The organism is Pseudarthrobacter sp. NS4, from assembly GCF_024758005.1.
Lineage (GTDB): Bacteria > Actinomycetota > Actinomycetes > Actinomycetales > Micrococcaceae > Arthrobacter.
Map to the genome: position 1 here is coordinate 1,732,524 of NZ_CP103288.1, position 15,714 is coordinate 1,748,237.

Below are 15,714 nucleotides of genomic sequence, written 5' to 3' on the forward strand. Positions count from 1 at the left end.
GCGGAGCGGGAACCTCAAAGGCATAACGGTCGTTAACGGTGCAGAAGTTGTGGCTGGGAATCAGCCCGGACGTTGGCCTACAAAAGGAGGTCGTGATGCCGCTGTCGGAGCACGAACAGAAGCTGCTTGAGCAGCTGGAGAAGCAGCTTCACGAGGACGACCCGAAGTTTGCGAGTTCCATGGGGTCCGACCCCGGACGTTCATGGTCCACCAGGCATGTGGTGATAGGCGTCCTCTGCGCCCTTGCAGGCGTCTTCCTGTTATTGGTCGGAGTGACGCTGCAGAACATATTTGTTGGGGTCCTGGGATTTATCGTCATGGGCGGCGGTGTGTACTTTGCCACCATGCGCAGTTCAACGACGGCAAAACCGGGCGCCAAGGCCGGCAACGGCAAGTCCGGCAAACCACGGAGTTCATTTATGAACAGCCTTGAGGAGCGTTGGGACGAGAGGCGCAGGGGCGAACAGTAGCTCCACGCTCCAGCCGGATCCGGCCCCTCCACTTTGCACCCCCCGGCAGGGGAGCGTTGCGAAAAGACCCCCTTTGGGGGTCTTTTCGCATTTAATCCCCGCTTTCATCCCATTCCTGCCTCAATCGTCCCGGCGCAACCGCTGCCAGTTGCGTGGGCTGAACGTTGGGTGTTCCTTCCAGGACCCGGGACACGCCAAACTCCTCCACTCTCCACCACCCCCGCGTTTTAGCGCGTTTTCCAGCCTTCGTTCCCACAACGGACCTTCCGAAGGGGCCGCTATGCGTTGACTGTGGGGGAAAGTGGAGTAATGTGGAGGACATAAGAGGGTGGTTGCAACATAGGGGATGTGCAGTTCCTGACGGCGGACAGGCGGTGGGCCAGTGTTTCTGGGCACTCACTCGCCGCGTCTGGATGAAAAGGGGCGGATCATTCTCCCCGCGAAGTTCCGGGAGGAGCTTGCCAGCGGGCTGGTGCTTACGAGGGGCCAGGAACGTTGCATCTACGTCTTCAGCGAGAAGGAATTTGCACGGGTCCATGAGCAAATGCGGGAGGCGCCAATCTCCTCCAAGCAGGCCCGTGACTACATCCGCGTTTTTCTCTCTGGAGCCTCTGATGAGGTACCTGACAAGCAGGGGCGCGTGACAATTCCACCGGCGCTCCGGGAGTACGCAGGCCTCGGTAGGGAGCTTGCCGTCATTGGCGCAGGATCCCGGGCCGAGATCTGGGACGCCCAGGCCTGGAATGAATACCTCGCTGAGAAGGAAACAGCCTTCTCGGAAACTGATGATCCTATTCCGGGCATTCTCTGAATACCGGAAAGGCCAACAGGGAGCTTCTTGGACGAGATCTCCAGCCGGCCCATCGGCTGGCCAACCTGGCTCACTTCCCCGGAGCCAGGCGGGCGGGACGATAGGCGCGGATGGGGATCTGGCCTAAGAAGCAAGCACGGTGACCACGACGGCGAGAAAGGACGAGGCGTGAACGAACAACCCAAGCCCACGTCCGAACGCCATGTACCGGTTCTTCGGGACCGGTGCATCAATTTATTGGCCCCCGGATTCGAGGCGGCCAGGCTCCGCGGTGAAACCCCCGTGGCAATCGATGCAACCTTGGGAATGGGGGGACACTCGGAAGCGATGCTCCAGCGGTTTCCCGACCTCCACCTCATCGGGATTGACCGGGATGAAGAAGCCCTTGCACTCGCTGGAGAACGCCTGGCTCCGTTCAACGCACGTACCGATTTGGTCCATGCCGTCTACGACGAAATCCAGGACGTCCTTGCCGACCTCGGCGTGCAGGAAGCCCATGGAATCCTGATGGACCTCGGGGTCTCCTCACTCCAGCTCGATGAACGTGGACGCGGCTTTGCCTACTCTTTTGATGCGCCCCTGGACATGCGCATGGACACAAGCCGTGGCCAGACTGCCGCTGACATTGTCAACAACTACAGCGAAGAAGAGCTGGTCAGGATCATCCGTAAATGGGGTGAAGAAAAGTTCGCCGGACGCATCGCGAACAGGATCGTTGCCTCCCGCGCCGTCAAGCCGTTCACTACAACTGGCGAGCTGGTGGAACAGATCCGTTCGGTGGTACCGGCCGGAGCAGCCAAGTCCGGAGGGCATCCGGCCAAGCGGACCTTCCAGGCCTTGCGGATAGAGGTCAATGAAGAACTCGACGTGCTCGAACGCGCCGTGCCCGCAGCCGTGGATTCCACGGCCATGGGTGGACGCATCGTGGTGATGTCCTACCACTCACTGGAGGACAAAATCGTCAAAAGCGTTTTCCAGGCGCGTTCCAAGTCCTCCGCTCCGCTCGGATTCCCCGTAGAGCTGGAAGAACATAAGCCGGAGCTGAAGACCCTGACTAAGGGCACTGAGGTGCCAACCGCCGTCGAAATCGCCGAAAATCCGCGTGCAGCCTCAGCAAGGCTGCGTGCGGCAGAACGAATCAGAGCCAGGAGAGCTGCATGAGCACCGCTGCCGTCAAGAACTTTCCCGTCGTTGAAGGCAGTTCGGCGGTCCGGGGGACCCTTCCCGCAGGTGCTCCGGGTGCAGGCCGGAAGAGCCGCACCCCGCTCTCGGTGGTACGTACAGCACCCCGGAAGCGCCGCGCCCCCTTCGTTGTGCTCTGCTTTGCCATGCTTGCCGTGGCCTTGGTCGCTGTGCTGGTCCTGAATATCTCGGTCTCCACCGCGCAGTACCAGTTGGTGGAACTGCGCGCGCGGCAAAGCACGCTGACCAAGCAGAACCAGGACCTTACCCAGCAGGTCCAGAACTTCGAGGCTCCGCAGAACCTGGCTGCGAAGGCGAAGGATCTGGGCATGGTGGCATCCACCGTCAAAGGCCAGATCGACCTTTCCACCCTGTCCGTCACGGGCAAGGCAACGCCGGCAGTTAAGGGAGGCTCCGAAGGCGCCGTTATCCCTGCTCCGGCAGTGGCCGGGCAGCTCATCGTGGTTCCGCCGGCAACCAAAGGTGAGCCCCTTGCGAACCGCCGGCCTGCCGCGGAAGCTTCCACGGCGGCTCCCGCCGCTGGAACTCCCGCCCCCAAGACTCCAGCCGACGGCGCTTCCGGCCAGGGACCGGCCACACCAGCTGCGCCGGGCGGGACGCCGGCAGCGGCAGCGGCCGCCCCGCAGGTGCCCCCTGCTGAACTCCACGGCGGAACCGTGCCCGTGCCCCAGCAAAGGGTGCCCGGGCAGTAGTAAGCAGGTCTGACGGGCAACAGGGTCGAGCAGCAAGGAATTCCAGGGTGACGCAGAGGACCGGCAAGGCAGCAAACGGCAGGGTGCCCAACCCCACCAAGCGGTTGCGCCTCGGGCTGGGCATTATGCTCACCCTCCTGCTGGTGGTGGGCGGCAAGCTGTTCCTTGTGCAGGGCCTGGATGTCGGGGGAATGGCCGAGGCAGCCCTAAACAAGCGGATGACCCAGACGGTCCTTCCCGCCGAACGCGGCAGCATCCTGGATTCCAGCGGAACAGTCCTGGCGAACAGCGTTATCCGCTACAACGTGGTGGTTGACCAAAGGCTGAACACCAAGACCGAAACGTTCAAGCGGCTGGATGAGTCCAAAGAAAAACTGGTGGACGTTTCCCGAGACCAGGGGCTCACGGAACTGGCGGCGGTCCTGGGGATGGACAAGGACGCCATCGAAGAAGCCGTTACGGGCGACTCGCGCTACTACATCGTGGCCAAGGACGTGAAGCCCGATGTTGAGGACCGTATCTCGAAGCTCCAGATTCCCGGAATCGTCACCGAGGGCATCAGCAAGCGCGTCTACCCGAACGGGTCGGTGGCCGGCGGAATTATCGGCTTCCTGAAGGACGGCACCACCGGCCAGGCAGGCATCGAACAGACCCAGGACGAACTGCTGAGAGGCAAGGACGGTGAGCGGCTGTTCGAGATCGGCGCCGACGGCCTCAGGATTCCGGTCGGTGTGGACGAGTTGACCCCGCCGGAAGACGGCAAGGATGTGAAGCTCACCATCAACTCCGACCTGCAGTACTTCGCCCAGCAGGCGATCCAAAGCCAGTCGGACAAACTGGGTGCCGAATGGGGCGTCATCATCGTGATGGACGCCAAGACGGGCGACCTGGTAGCGATGGCAGACACCAATTCCCCCGACCCCAACGATCCAGGCCGGGTGGCAGCCAAGGACCGCGGCGTACGCGCCGTTACCGCTGCATACGAACCCGGCTCCGTGCAAAAGATGATGACGGTGGCTGCGCTGATCGAAGAAGGCAAGGCCGGCCCCCTGGACACCTTCACCCTGGGGCCCACCTACACGGTGAACGGGCAGACTTTCAGCGACTCCTTTGCCCACGGGACGGAGGAGCGCACCCTCGCCGGGATCCTGGGCTATTCGATGAACACCGGCACGGTGATGGCCGGGCAACGGCTGAGCAAGGAACAGCGCTATGAGTGGCTGAAGAAATTTGGAATCGGCGAGGCGCCGGATGTCGGGCTTCCGGCTACCGCGTCAGGCATCCTGACGCCGTGGGAGCAGTGGGACGGGCGCCAGGAATACACTGTCCTGTTCGGCCAGGGCGTCTCCCAGTCCACCCTGCAGACCGTGCGGGCGTTCCAGTCGGTTGCCAACAACGGCGTGATGCTCCAGCCGCGCCTGATCGACTCCTACATTTCTCCTGACGGGACCGAGGAAAAAGTACCGGCCGCGCCCTCCCGGCAGGTCGTCTCGGACAGTACAGCCCAACAGGTCCAGGACATCCTGGAAAGCGCCGTTACCGAAGGCCAGATCAAGGATGCGGCCATCGACGGCTACCGGGTGGGCGCAAAGACAGGCACCTCGGAGTCCCCGTGCGACGACGGTGCGGGGTTCTGCGGGTACACCGCCTCCATCGTGGGCATGGCACCGATGGACGATCCGCGGTTTATTGTGGAGGTGGTACTCCAGCGGCCGAAAGGCAGCATCTACGGGATTACCCAGGGGCCGGTCTTCCGGTCGGTCATGAGCCAGGCACTGCGGACCTACAACGTCCAGCCATCCACCGGCGAACCGGCCAGACTGCCCCAGTTCGCCAAGTAACACCCCGGCATCAACGGCAGCAACAGCCTTGGCTGTTGCTGCCCATCCATGCCGGACACGATCCACTAGCACCATCGGAGATCCCTTGTCAGAGTTCAACACGTCCGGGAGCGGCGCCGCGCCCACGGCTCCTGCCAGCAAGACCCGGTTCCGGCCATCGGCCGTTAACGCAGTCCGGCTGGACAGCATCGGCGACGCAATCGGCGTCCCTGTTCCCGGGGCTGCTGCCGGCACGGTAGTGACCGGCATCTCCTTGAACTCCCGGACGGTGGAACCCGGTGACCTGTATGTTGCCCTCCCCGGCGCTGTCCGGCACGGCGCCGATTTTGCAGCCCAGGCAATCGAGGCCGGTGCCGTTGCAATTCTGACGGACGAGGCCGGTGCCCGCTTGTTGGCGCCGTCTACTGACACTTCGGTGCCGGTGCTGATCGTGGAGGCCCCGCGGAACGTCGTGGGCCCGTTATCGGCCATGATCTACGGCAGCCGTGCCGGTGGAGACGGTGCGCTGCGGCTGTTCGGGGTGACCGGCACCAACGGCAAAACCACCACCACCTACTTCATCAGGTCGCTCCTGAATGCCCTCGGCAACCGGGCCGGGCTGATTGGCACGATCGAAATACTCGCCGGAGGCGACCCCGTGCCGAGCCTGCTCACCACGCCGGAGTCTCCCGACGTGCACGGCCTGCTCGCCCTGATGCGGGAGAGGGGACTGGCCGCGGCCGCCATGGAAGTCTCCTCCCATGCCATCTCGTTCCAGCGGGTGGACGGGCTGGCGTTCGACGTCGCCGGCTTCACCAACCTGACCCAGGACCACCTGGACCTCCACCACACCATGGACGACTACTTCGCCACCAAGGCAGAGCTCTTCACCCCGTCCCGCGCGCACAAGGCAGTGGTAACGGTCGACGACGAGTGGGGGCGCCGCCTCGCCGCCGGAGCGGAAGTGCCGGTCACCACCCTCAGCACGGCGCCGGGTACGGCAGCAGACTGGACGGTCATTGCGACGGCCCCCCGCGGGCTGGGTACGGAGTTTACGCTCAGGGGACCCGAAGGCAGGGAACTCAACATCCACACCGGTCTCCCCGGCAGCTTCAACGTCGCCAACGCCGCACTGGCTGTGGTCATGGTGATCGTCTCCGGCGTGGATGTGCGAACACTGCAGGCGGCACTGGACTCGGCAGACCCCTTTACGGTTGCAGTGCCGGGACGCATGCAACTGGTTTCCGAAGAACCCGCGGCCGTGGTGGATTTTGCCCACAACACGGACGCGCTGGCGCGTGCGCTGGAGGCAGTGCGTTCCCCGGAGCCCGGCTCCAGGCTCATTGCCGTCTTCGGTGCAACCGGCCAGCGCGACCAAGGCAAACGCCCCGCCATGGGTGCCATCGCAGCCCGCCTTGCCGACACCGTCATCATCACCGACGACGACCCCCACGACGAAGATGCGGCCGCCATCCGCGCGGGCGTCCTGGCCGGAGCACAGGCAGCCCGGGAAAAGGAAGCCCTTCCGTGCGAGGTGCTGGAGGTGTTCCCGCGGGATGAGGCGATCCGCCGCGCCGTGGAACTGGCGCGGCCGCAGGACACCATCCTGGTGGCAGGCCGGGGGCATGAGGTCTGGCAGGAAGTAAAGGGCGTGAACCTCGCCCTCGATGACAGGGTTGAACTGCGCACCGCCTTGACAGCCAGGGGATTCAACGTTCTCCAAGACGACCGGATAGAGTCCTAGACCGAGATGATTGCATTTACTGCGGCGGAGATCGCCGAAATCACTAGCGGGCGCCTGGACGCCGATCCCGGAATCACGCCCCTTTCGGTGGTTACGGATTCACGCGAAGCCACGCCGGGTTCGCTCTACGTCGCAAAACCGGGCGAACAGGCGGACGGCCACGACTTCATCGCGGCCGCCTTCGAGGCCGGAGCTGTCCTGGCCATGGTCGAGCGCCCCCTAGCCGGACCTGACGGAACGCCCTACCCCTCCGTGGTGGTCACCGACGCCGTCCTGGCCATGGGTGCCCTGGCAGCCGAAGCAGTGCGCCGGATCCGCGCCATCCGCGCAGAAGCCGGTGAAGACCTTACCGTGGTGGGCATCACCGGTTCAGCCGGGAAGACGACCACGAAGGACCTGCTGGCAGGAATATTTTCCGCCCAGGGAAAGACAGTCGCCCCGCGCGGCTCCTACAACGGCGAAGTCGGCGTGCCTTTAACAGTCTTCCAGGCGGGCGCCGACACCCGGTACCTGGTGATCGAGATGGGTGCCACCGGCATCGGACACATCCGCTACCTGGTTGAGATGGTCAAGCCTGACATTGGCGTGGTGCTTGGTGTTGGAACGGCACACGCCGGTGAATTCGGGGGAGTGGAGAACATCGCCCGTGCCAAGGGCGAACTTGTGGAAGGCCTCGCCGCGACAGGAACAGCCATCATCAACCTCGACGACGACAGGGTGGCCGCCATGCGCGGCCGCACCACCGCGGCAGTGCTCGGTTTCTCGGCGGAAGGCCGCCCGGACGCGGCGGTGCAGGCACTCAACGCCGACACCAACGGCGGGGGTAACCCTGAATTCGACCTTTTGCTGCCCGGCGCCGACACAACCCACCACGTCTCCAGCCGCCTCATAGGCGCCCATCACATGGGCAACCTGCTTGCCGCAGCTGCCGCCGCGTTCGCTGCGGGTGTTCCCGGCACGGACATTGCTGCCGGCCTGAGCAGCCAGGCTGCTGCCAGCCGCTGGCGCATGGAACGCACAGAGCGTGCCGATGGCGTCACCATCATCAACGACGCCTACAACGCAAACCCGGAATCCATGAGGGCCGCACTCCGGACCCTGGCGGACCTGGGTCAGGGCCGGCGGACCTGGGCCGTCCTGGGTGCCATGCTGGAACTCGGCGAGGACACCATCCGTGAGCACACCGCCGTAGGCACCCAGGTAGTGCGCCTCAATATTTCCCGGCTGGTGGTGGTAGGCCGCGAGGCACGTGCCCTCTACGTCTCCGCCATCCAGGAAGGCTCCTGGGGAGACGAGTGCATCTTCACGGAGACGGCGGATGAGGCCTACGAACTGCTGAATGCCGAACTCCAGCCGGGCGACCTGGTGCTGTTCAAGTCCTCCAACAGCGTTGGACTGCGCCACTTGGGTGATCGGATAGCATTACCCCCACAAACCCCGCAACCCGCCGATGAAAGGAGCAGTCTGCTGTGATTGCACTTTTGATCGGCGCCGGGCTGGCACTACTCTGCGCCCTGGTGGGCACGCCGCTTTTCATCCGGCTCCTGGTCCGCCGCGGCTACGGCCAGTTCATCCGCGACGATGGACCCACCTCGCACCACACGAAACGCGGCACGCCCACGATGGGCGGGACCGTGGTTGTGGCGGCAGTGCTCCTGAGCTACGGGCTGACCCACCTCATCATGCTGATGATGAATCCGGACTCGCCCGGGCCCTCCGCTTCCGCCCTCATCCTGCTGTTCCTGATGGTTGGAATGGGGCTCGTTGGCTTCCTGGACGACTTCATCAAGATCTCGCGGCAGCGCAGCCTGGGGCTTGACGCCAAGGCAAAACTCATCCTGCAGGCCGCAGTAGGCATTATCTTTGCCGTGCTGGCCCTGAACTTCCCCAACGAGGACGGCGTCACGCCGGCCTCCACCAAAATATCCCTGGTCCGCGACCTGCCCTGGCTGGACCTCGCCTTCGCCGGAACTGTCCTTGGCGCCATCCTGTTCGTCGTCTGGTCCAACCTGATCGTGACGGCAGCCACCAACGGCGTGAACCTGACGGACGGGCTCGACGGTCTCGCCGCCGGCGCCTCGGTAATGGTTTTCGGCGCCTATACGCTGATGGGGATCTGGCAAAGCAACCAGGCCTGCGGGTCACCGCGCCAAGCCGGCGGCGGCTGCTACTCCGTCAGGGATCCCCTGGACCTCGCGTTGCTCGCAGCCATCATGAGCGCTGCGCTGGTGGGCTTCCTTTGGTGGAACACCTCACCGGCCAAGATCTTCATGGGAGATACCGGATCGCTTGCCATCGGCGGTGCGATCGCGGGCTTCGCCATCCTGTCCAGGACGGAGCTGCTGCTCGGAATCATCGGTGGCCTGTTCGTCCTGATCACCCTGTCCGTCATCATCCAGGTGGGCTACTTCAAGGTCACCGGCGGTAAACGCGTCTTCAAGATGGCACCGCTGCAGCATCACTTCGAGCTGCAGGGCTGGGCTGAAGTGACAGTTGTGGTCCGGTTCTGGATCCTGGGCGGACTCTTCGTGGCCGTGGGCCTGGGCATTTTCTACGCTGAATGGGTTGTGCTGCTGTGACCGTTTCCCCCCGCTTGAAAAACCTCGTCTCCTGGGACTCCGACTGGGCCGGGCTGCGTGTGGCAGTCACGGGCATTGGAGTGTCCGGCTTTGCAGCGGCAGACACACTGATTGAACTGGGTGCCCGTGTGGTGGTGGTGGACGCTGCCACCAGCGACACGGCCAGGGCGCACGCGGATACGCTGAAGATCGTGGGCGCGGCCGATGTCCTGCTGGGTGAGGACGCCGTGGCCCGGATACCCCGGATCGACGGCGAGCTGCCGGAACTGATCGTTACGTCCCCCGGCTGGCGCCCGGACCAGGCACTCCTCGCCGCGGCTGCCCGCGCCCACATCCCGGTGTGGGGCGACGTCGAACTCGCCTGGCGGGTACGGATCCGGGAAGGCCGGAAAACCGCCGACTGGCTGGCCATCACCGGCACCAACGGCAAGACCACCACGGTGGGGCTCACTGAATCCATGCTCCGCGCTGCCGGCCTGAAAGCGATTGCCGTCGGCAACGTGGGCACGCCCATACTGGATGCCATCCGGGACCCGGTGGAGTATGACGTCTTCGCCGTTGAACTCTCCAGCTTCCAGCTGCACTGGGCGGAATCCCTGTCGCCGGTGGCCAGCGTCTGCCTGAACGTTGCAGAGGACCACGTGGACTGGCACGGCTCCTACGAGTCGTACCTCGCGGACAAGGCCAAGGTTTACGAGCGCACCCAAAAAGCCTGCATCTACAACGCGGAGCAGTTTGAAACCGAACGCATGGTCGAGAACGCCGACGTCGTGGAAGGATGCCGTGCGATCGGATTCACCACCGTCACGCCTGCCATCAGCATGCTCGGAGTGGTGGAGGGGCTCCTGGTGGACCGTGCGTTCATAGAAGAGCGCAGGGACAGTGCAGCTGAGCTCGCCGCCATGAACGACCTCGGCGCCTTCGCTCCCCGCCACATGGTGGCCAATGCCCTGGCTGCTGCCGGTCTGGTCCGCGCCTACGGAGTGGAGCCGGCTGCGGTCCGGCAGGGTATCCAGGACTACATCCCCGGCGACCACCGCATCCAGCCCGTGGCCCGCCACAACGGCGTGCTCTGGGTCAACGACTCAAAAGCAACCAACCCCCACGCAGCCGCCGCCTCGCTGGCGGCCTTCAGCAACGTAGTCTGGATCGCCGGCGGCTTGTCCAAGGGCGTGACCTATGACGACCTGGTACGCGAGCATGCCCACCGGCTCAAGGCCGTGGTATTGATTGGCAGCGACGCGTCGGTGCTGGCCGGCGCCCTCCAGCGACACGCGCCCGATGTCCCGATGATCAGCGCGCTGCCGGGTGACACTGAAGGGGTGCAGACTGCTGCAGCGCTTGGTGCCATCGATGCCGGTTCCACCGTATCGGGGGAACAGGTGATGTCGCTGGCCGTTGCGTCAGCAGCCCAGTTGGCCGAAGCCGGTGACACTGTGCTGATGGCTCCGGCAGCTGCATCCATGGATCAGTTCTCTTCCTATGCTCACCGTGGTGACACTTTCATCGAAGCTGTCCGCGAGCTGGTGGAAGGGCAGGCCCAGACCGGCGAGGAGTAACAATGGTCAGCACGCCCACCCGGCCGCAGCCAGAAAAACAACAGGCCCGCAAGCAGGGCCCTGGCTCCTCAGCAACGCCCGTCCGGCCACCGGCCACCCTTCCGGTGAGGCTGCGGACCATGTACCGCAGGTTCTGGTCCGCCCTTGAGGGCAATGGAACCTCCAAGAACGGCTCCACGTACTACCTCATCCTGGGATCCACCCTTGCCCTGACAGCCATCGGCATCATGATGGTGCTCTCAGCATCCAGCGTTGAATCCATCGCGGCCGGAAAATCGCCCTACGGCGACGCGCTGAAGCAAGGAATGTTTGCCGGCATAGGCATCTTCACCATGTTCGCGCTGTCGCGCATCAACGTGGTGTGGCTGAAGCGCCTCGCCTGGCCCGCGATCATCGCCGCCGTGGTTCTCCTGGGCCTGGTACAGCTGGTGGGCGCGGAAGTCAACGGCAACAAGAACTGGATCGACCTGGGCGGCATCACCTTCCAGCCGTCCGAGGCGTCAAAACTGGCACTCGCGCTCTGGATGGCCACGGTGCTCGCCATGAAGGGAAAGCTGCTCAGCCGCTGGCAACACGTTGCGGTCCCTGCCGTCCCAATGGCCATCATCATCGTTGGCCTGGTCCTGATCGGCAATGACCTCGGAACAGCCATGATCATCATGATGGTTACTGCTGCCGCACTCTTCTTTGCCGGGGCACCCCTCTATCTTTTCGGCGTTGCAGGCCTCATGGCAGCCGCCGGAACGGCTGTCATGGCGGTCACCAGTTCCAACCGCATGTGCCGCATCACCTCGTGGTGGACCGGGCAGTCCTGTGCAGACGGCGTCGACGCCAACTACCAGGCAACCAACGGACTCTACGGACTGGCGTCAGGCGGCTGGTTCGGAGTGGGATTGGGGCAGAGCCGGCAGAAGTACAGCTGGATTCCCGAAGCGCACAACGACTTCATCTTCGCCATCATCGGCGAGGAACTCGGCCTGGTGGGAACCGTCGTCGTCCTGATCCTCTTTGCCATTCTGGGCGCTGCCATCTACCGCGTGGTAGTGGCGCAGGCCAGCATGTTCCACCGGGTCCTGGCTGGAACCATCATGGTGTGGCTGCTCGGTCAGGCCACCGTCAACATGTCCGTGGTGACCGGCCTGATGCCCGTCATCGGCGTTCCGCTGCCGTTTATTTCGTATGGCGGGTCCGCGCTGCTGATGTCGCTGTGCGCGGTCGGCGTGGTGCTGTCACTGGCCCGGGAGCAAATGGCTCCGGCCATCCGGCCGAAGAAGATGCTGAAGTTCAAGGCCAAGGGGCGCGGAACCGTCCCCAAGAAAAAGACTGCAAGAAAGCGTGCCTAACCCGAGATGACCTCGAAAAACCCTTCCATCGTCCTGGCGGGCGGCGGAACAGCCGGCCACATCAGTCCCCTCCTGGCCATCGCCGTGGCCCTGCGCAGCGCGTCGCCGGATGCCGCGCTCCTCGCGGTCGGAACACCTGCAGGAATGGAGACCCGGCTTGTCCCCGCAGCGGGGGTCAAACTTGCCACCATCGACCGGGTGCCGTTCCCCCGGAAGCCGTCTGCCGACCTGGTCCGGCTGCCTGCCCGGTTGGCCGGTGCTGTGCGGCAGGCCGGCTCCGTCCTGGATGAGGCAGCGGCCGACGTGCTGGTAGGCGTGGGCGGTTACGTGTGCACCCCGATGTACCTGGCGGCCCGGAAACGGCGCATCCCCATCGTCATTCACGAGGCCAACACCCGGCCCGGACTGGCCAACAGGGTTGGGGCCCTGTTTACCAAGCGGGTAGCCGTGGCCTTCGAGAACACCCCGTTGAAGGGCGCCCTGCACGTAGGCATGCCCATGCGCACCGAGATCTCGCACCTTGACCGGACCGCTGCACGCACCGCCGCGCGGGAGGCACTTGGCTTGGACGCGGCCAAGCCCACGCTGATCGTGACAGGCGGGTCATCGGGCGCTCAGAGCATTAACCGCACCATCGCGGCCTCGCTTGGGCAGCTGGCCGATGCCGGCATCCAGACCCTGCACATCACCGGCCGCGGCAAGTCCGTCCTTGACGGGGACGGCAGGCCGCTGGCAGCAGACGGCTACCGGCAGGTGGAGTATATCGACGGCATGGAACTCGCCTACGCCGCGGCCGACGTGCTCCTGGCCCGCTCCGGCGCCGCGACGGTGTGCGAGATTGCCGCCGTTGGGGTGCCCGCCGTCCTGGTGCCGCTTCCCATCGGCAACGGAGAACAGGCGATGAACGCTGCAGGACTCGTCGCAGCAGGGGGCGCATTGCTGGTCGCTGACCGCGACTTCAACGCCGGGTGGGTGGCAGCGGAGCTGATTCCGCTGGTCACGGATAAAACGCGGCTGGCCACCATGGAAGCCAATTCCTACCGGCTTGGTATCCGAAACGCCGACCAGCGCATGGCTGGTCTTGTCCTGGAAGCGGTATCCGCATGAATTCCCATAACGCCGGCAGCCTGGAGTCTCTGGGCAAGGTCCACTTCATCGGTATCGGAGGTGTCGGGATGTCCGCCGTTGCAAGGATAATGGTGGCCCGCGGCGTACCCGTCAGCGGTTCGGACGCCAAGGACCTGCCGGTCATGGCGGACCTCGCTGCCGCCGGCGCGCGCATCGCCGTCGGTTACGACGCCGCCAACCTGGGCGACGCGCATACCGTGGTGGCCGGCTCGGCAATCCGGGCGGACAACCCGGAGTTGGCCGCCGCCAGGCAGGCGGGGCTGCCGGTACTTCACCGGTCGGAGGCGCTGGCAGCCACCATGGGGGAGGACCTGGTGGTCACCGTGGCAGGAACGCACGGAAAATCCACCACGACCTCCATGGTGACAGTCCTCCTGCAGGGGGCAGGCTTGGACCCTTCGTTCGCCATCGGCGCCAACGTTCCTGCCCTCGGCGTCAATGCTGCGCACGGAAGTTCGGGGATCTTCGTGGCGGAAGCAGACGAGTCGGACGGGTCCTTCCTCAACTACCGCCCCCGGGTAGCGGTGGTCACCAACGTGGAGCCTGACCACCTGGACCACTACGGCACGGCGGAGGCCGTGTATGAATCCTTCGACCGGTTCACCGCGCTGCTTCCCGCCGACGGGGTGCTGATTGCCTGTGCGGACGACGCCGGAGCCCTGGCGCTGGCCGAGCGGACGCGGGCCCGGGGAAACACTCGCGTGGTCCTTTACGGGACGGGCCAGGGGGCAGGGCTGAAGCTGCACGACGGCGGCCCCGGCCGGGTAGCGGTGTCCGGCCCGGCGGGGCGCTTCAACCTGTCCCTGCAGGTACCGGGCCGGCATAACGCCCTGAACGCCACAGCCGCCTTCGCGGTTGCCCTCGAACTGGGCGTCGAACCCGCTGCCGCTGCTGCTGCCCTGGCGGATTTCTCGGGCGCTTCCCGGCGCTTCGAACTCAAGGGGGAGGCCAGGGGAGTCCGCGTTTTTGATGACTACGCACACCACCCCACGGAAGTCCGCGCGGCACTGACGGCAGCCCGGTCAGTGGCCGGCGACCACAAAGTGCACGTACTCTTCCAGCCGCACCTGTTTTCCCGGACACGGGAGTTCGCGCAGGATTTTGCGGCAGCACTGAACCTCGCTGACACCGCCCTGGTCCTTGATATCTACCCGGCCCGTGAGGATCCGATTCCCGGCGTCACCAGCGGACTCATTGCCGAACATCTGGACACAGGCGGAAAGTTGATTTCCGCCGCTGACGCTGTGGCGGCCTTGACGGATGCCGCTTCCGAGGGGGACATCGTGCTGACTGCCGGCGCGGGGGATGTTACGGCCTACGGACCGCTGATCGTTGAGGCCCTGCGTGGCTAGCACCCGTCGTCCCACCTACAAGCCGCCAAGCAGGAGCGGGAGTACCGCAACCAGTGCCGGCAGCGGAAATCCGGACACCCCCGGGCGCACTATGGGCGGGGAGGACGTCATTTCCGCTTCCCGCAGTGTTCCGGAAGCAGCACCGGGGCAAACGGCGGCTTCCAAAAAGCCCGCAGCATCCAAAAAGCCCGCAGCATCCCGAAAGGCCGCAGCGCACGGGAAGCGGGGCTTCCCCGGGCGCAAGAAGGACCAGCAGGCGGAACTGTCCAATGAGTCAACCGCCACCGTACTGACGTTTCCGGAGCCCAAGGGCAAGCGCCGCAAAAGGAATCTGCTCATGGTGGCAGCGGCCGTGGCTGCGCTGGTGGCCGGGTTGCTGGCGGGAGCCGTTTACTCGCCTGTCCTTGCCCTGGACACCATTTCGGTTTCCGGCACACGGCTGCTCACCCCTGCACAGGTGCAGGCTGCACTGGAACCCCTGCACGGCAAGCCGCTGCCCCAGATCACGGATGAGGAAGTGGGCAGGCTGCTCGAACCGCTGGTCCAGGTCAAATCGGTATCTGCCGAGGCCCGGCCGCCAACCGGCCTGGCCGTGGCCGTGCGGGAGCGGGTGCCGGTGGCACTGGTCAAGCAGGGGGAGCAGTACCAGCTGGTGGATGTGGACGGGGTGCAGCTGGCAGCTACGGCTGATCCTGCCTCAGTGTCCCTGCCGGTTATCGACGGCGGCGCGGGAACCATCGGCCAGGACCTTTTCAAGGCCACTGCCGCGGTTCTGGGCGCCCTGCCCGCCGACGTCCTGGCCAGGCTGTCCAATGCGTCCGCGCAGTCAGTGGACGCCGTCGAGCTCAAGCTTGTGGACGGCCAGACCATCGTCTGGGGCAACGCTTCGGAGAGGGAATTAAAGGCCAAGGTCCTGGAGGCCCTCCTGAAGGTTCCCGCCGACCCGAAGAACCCGGTGATGGTGTATGACGTCAGTGTGCCGAGGCATCCCGTGACCCGGTGACGGCATTCTT

General features: G+C 64.9%; 13 protein-coding genes. All 13 read left to right on the plus strand.

Going from position 1 to position 15,714, the window contains the following annotated elements:
* Positions 1–95 precede the first annotated feature (95 nt).
* Entirely contained in the window at positions 96–470 is a 375-nt protein-coding gene (locus NXY83_RS08095; protein WP_258805569.1) for a DUF3040 domain-containing protein, read from the plus strand.
* 382 nt (positions 471–852) lie between these two features.
* Positions 853–1,281 carry a division/cell wall cluster transcriptional repressor MraZ gene (gene mraZ, locus NXY83_RS08100; protein WP_009358613.1) on the plus strand — a complete coding sequence of 143 codons (429 nt, stop codon included), beginning with the start codon at positions 853–855 and terminating at the stop codon, positions 1,279–1,281.
* A 168-nt stretch (positions 1,282–1,449) separates the two neighbouring features.
* Positions 1,450–2,442: a 16S rRNA (cytosine(1402)-N(4))-methyltransferase RsmH gene (gene rsmH / locus NXY83_RS08105; RefSeq protein WP_258805571.1), complete on the plus strand. Its 993-nt coding sequence runs from the start codon at positions 1,450–1,452 to the stop codon at positions 2,440–2,442.
* Positions 2,439–3,176 (plus strand): hypothetical protein, encoded by a 738-nt coding sequence (locus NXY83_RS08110; RefSeq protein ID WP_258805572.1) that lies wholly within the window; start codon positions 2,439–2,441, stop codon positions 3,174–3,176. Before rsmH ends, NXY83_RS08110 begins: the two co-directional genes overlap by 4 nt.
* A gap of 47 nt (positions 3,177–3,223) precedes the next feature.
* The gene (locus tag NXY83_RS08115; protein ID WP_258805573.1) at positions 3,224–5,017 is read left to right on the plus strand and encodes a peptidoglycan D,D-transpeptidase FtsI family protein; all 1,794 of its coding nucleotides are present in this window, start codon (positions 3,224–3,226) and stop codon (positions 5,015–5,017) included.
* A gap of 85 nt (positions 5,018–5,102) precedes the next feature.
* Complete coding sequence (locus NXY83_RS08120) at positions 5,103–6,740, plus strand: UDP-N-acetylmuramoyl-L-alanyl-D-glutamate--2,6-diaminopimelate ligase (RefSeq protein ID WP_258805574.1); 1,638 nt, start codon at positions 5,103–5,105, stop codon at positions 6,738–6,740.
* 6 nt (positions 6,741–6,746) lie between these two features.
* Positions 6,747–8,213 carry a UDP-N-acetylmuramoyl-tripeptide--D-alanyl-D-alanine ligase gene (locus NXY83_RS08125; RefSeq protein WP_258805575.1) on the plus strand — a complete coding sequence of 489 codons (1,467 nt, stop codon included), beginning with the start codon at positions 6,747–6,749 and terminating at the stop codon, positions 8,211–8,213.
* On the plus strand, positions 8,210–9,319 hold the full coding sequence (gene mraY / locus NXY83_RS08130; protein WP_258805576.1) for a phospho-N-acetylmuramoyl-pentapeptide-transferase: 1,110 nt from the start codon (positions 8,210–8,212) through the stop codon (positions 9,317–9,319). Before NXY83_RS08125 ends, mraY begins: the two co-directional genes overlap by 4 nt.
* Positions 9,301–10,878 carry a UDP-N-acetylmuramoyl-L-alanine--D-glutamate ligase gene (gene murD / locus NXY83_RS08135; RefSeq protein ID WP_258805577.1) on the plus strand — a complete coding sequence of 526 codons (1,578 nt, stop codon included), beginning with the start codon at positions 9,301–9,303 and terminating at the stop codon, positions 10,876–10,878. Before mraY ends, murD begins: the two co-directional genes overlap by 19 nt.
* Positions 10,879–10,880: 2 nt before the next feature.
* On the plus strand, positions 10,881–12,221 hold the full coding sequence (gene ftsW, locus NXY83_RS08140) for a putative lipid II flippase FtsW (RefSeq protein WP_258805579.1): 1,341 nt from the start codon (positions 10,881–10,883) through the stop codon (positions 12,219–12,221).
* A gap of 6 nt (positions 12,222–12,227) precedes the next feature.
* Positions 12,228–13,328 carry an undecaprenyldiphospho-muramoylpentapeptide beta-N-acetylglucosaminyltransferase gene (murG, locus tag NXY83_RS08145; RefSeq protein ID WP_258805580.1) on the plus strand — a complete coding sequence of 367 codons (1,101 nt, stop codon included), beginning with the start codon at positions 12,228–12,230 and terminating at the stop codon, positions 13,326–13,328.
* Positions 13,325–14,701 (plus strand): UDP-N-acetylmuramate--L-alanine ligase, encoded by a 1,377-nt coding sequence (gene murC, locus NXY83_RS08150; protein WP_258805581.1) that lies wholly within the window; start codon positions 13,325–13,327, stop codon positions 14,699–14,701. The genes murG and murC overlap by 4 nt, the downstream gene beginning before the upstream one ends.
* The gene (locus NXY83_RS08155; RefSeq protein WP_258805582.1) at positions 14,694–15,704 is read left to right on the plus strand and encodes a cell division protein FtsQ/DivIB; all 1,011 of its coding nucleotides are present in this window, start codon (positions 14,694–14,696) and stop codon (positions 15,702–15,704) included. The genes murC and NXY83_RS08155 overlap by 8 nt, the downstream gene beginning before the upstream one ends.
* The last annotated feature ends 10 nt before the right edge of the window (positions 15,705–15,714 follow it).

Excerpts from the sequence above, each read along its gene's own strand:
- NXY83_RS08110 (WP_258805572.1), top strand. The coding sequence starts at position 2,439 with ATGAGCACCGCTGCCGTCAAGAACTTTCCCGTCGTTGAAGGCAGTTCG.
- NXY83_RS08125 (WP_258805575.1), top strand. The coding sequence starts at position 6,747 with ATGATTGCATTTACTGCGGCGGAGATCGCCGAAATCACTAGCGGGCGC.
- murG (WP_258805580.1), top strand. The coding sequence starts at position 12,228 with ATGACCTCGAAAAACCCTTCCATCGTCCTGGCGGGCGGCGGAACAGCC.
- NXY83_RS08095 (WP_258805569.1), top strand. The coding sequence starts at position 96 with ATGCCGCTGTCGGAGCACGAACAGAAGCTGCTTGAGCAGCTGGAGAAG.
- ftsW (WP_258805579.1), top strand. The coding sequence starts at position 10,881 with ATGGTCAGCACGCCCACCCGGCCGCAGCCAGAAAAACAACAGGCCCGC.
- murC (WP_258805581.1), top strand. The coding sequence starts at position 13,325 with ATGAATTCCCATAACGCCGGCAGCCTGGAGTCTCTGGGCAAGGTCCAC.
- murD (WP_258805577.1), top strand. The coding sequence starts at position 9,301 with ATGGGTTGTGCTGCTGTGACCGTTTCCCCCCGCTTGAAAAACCTCGTC.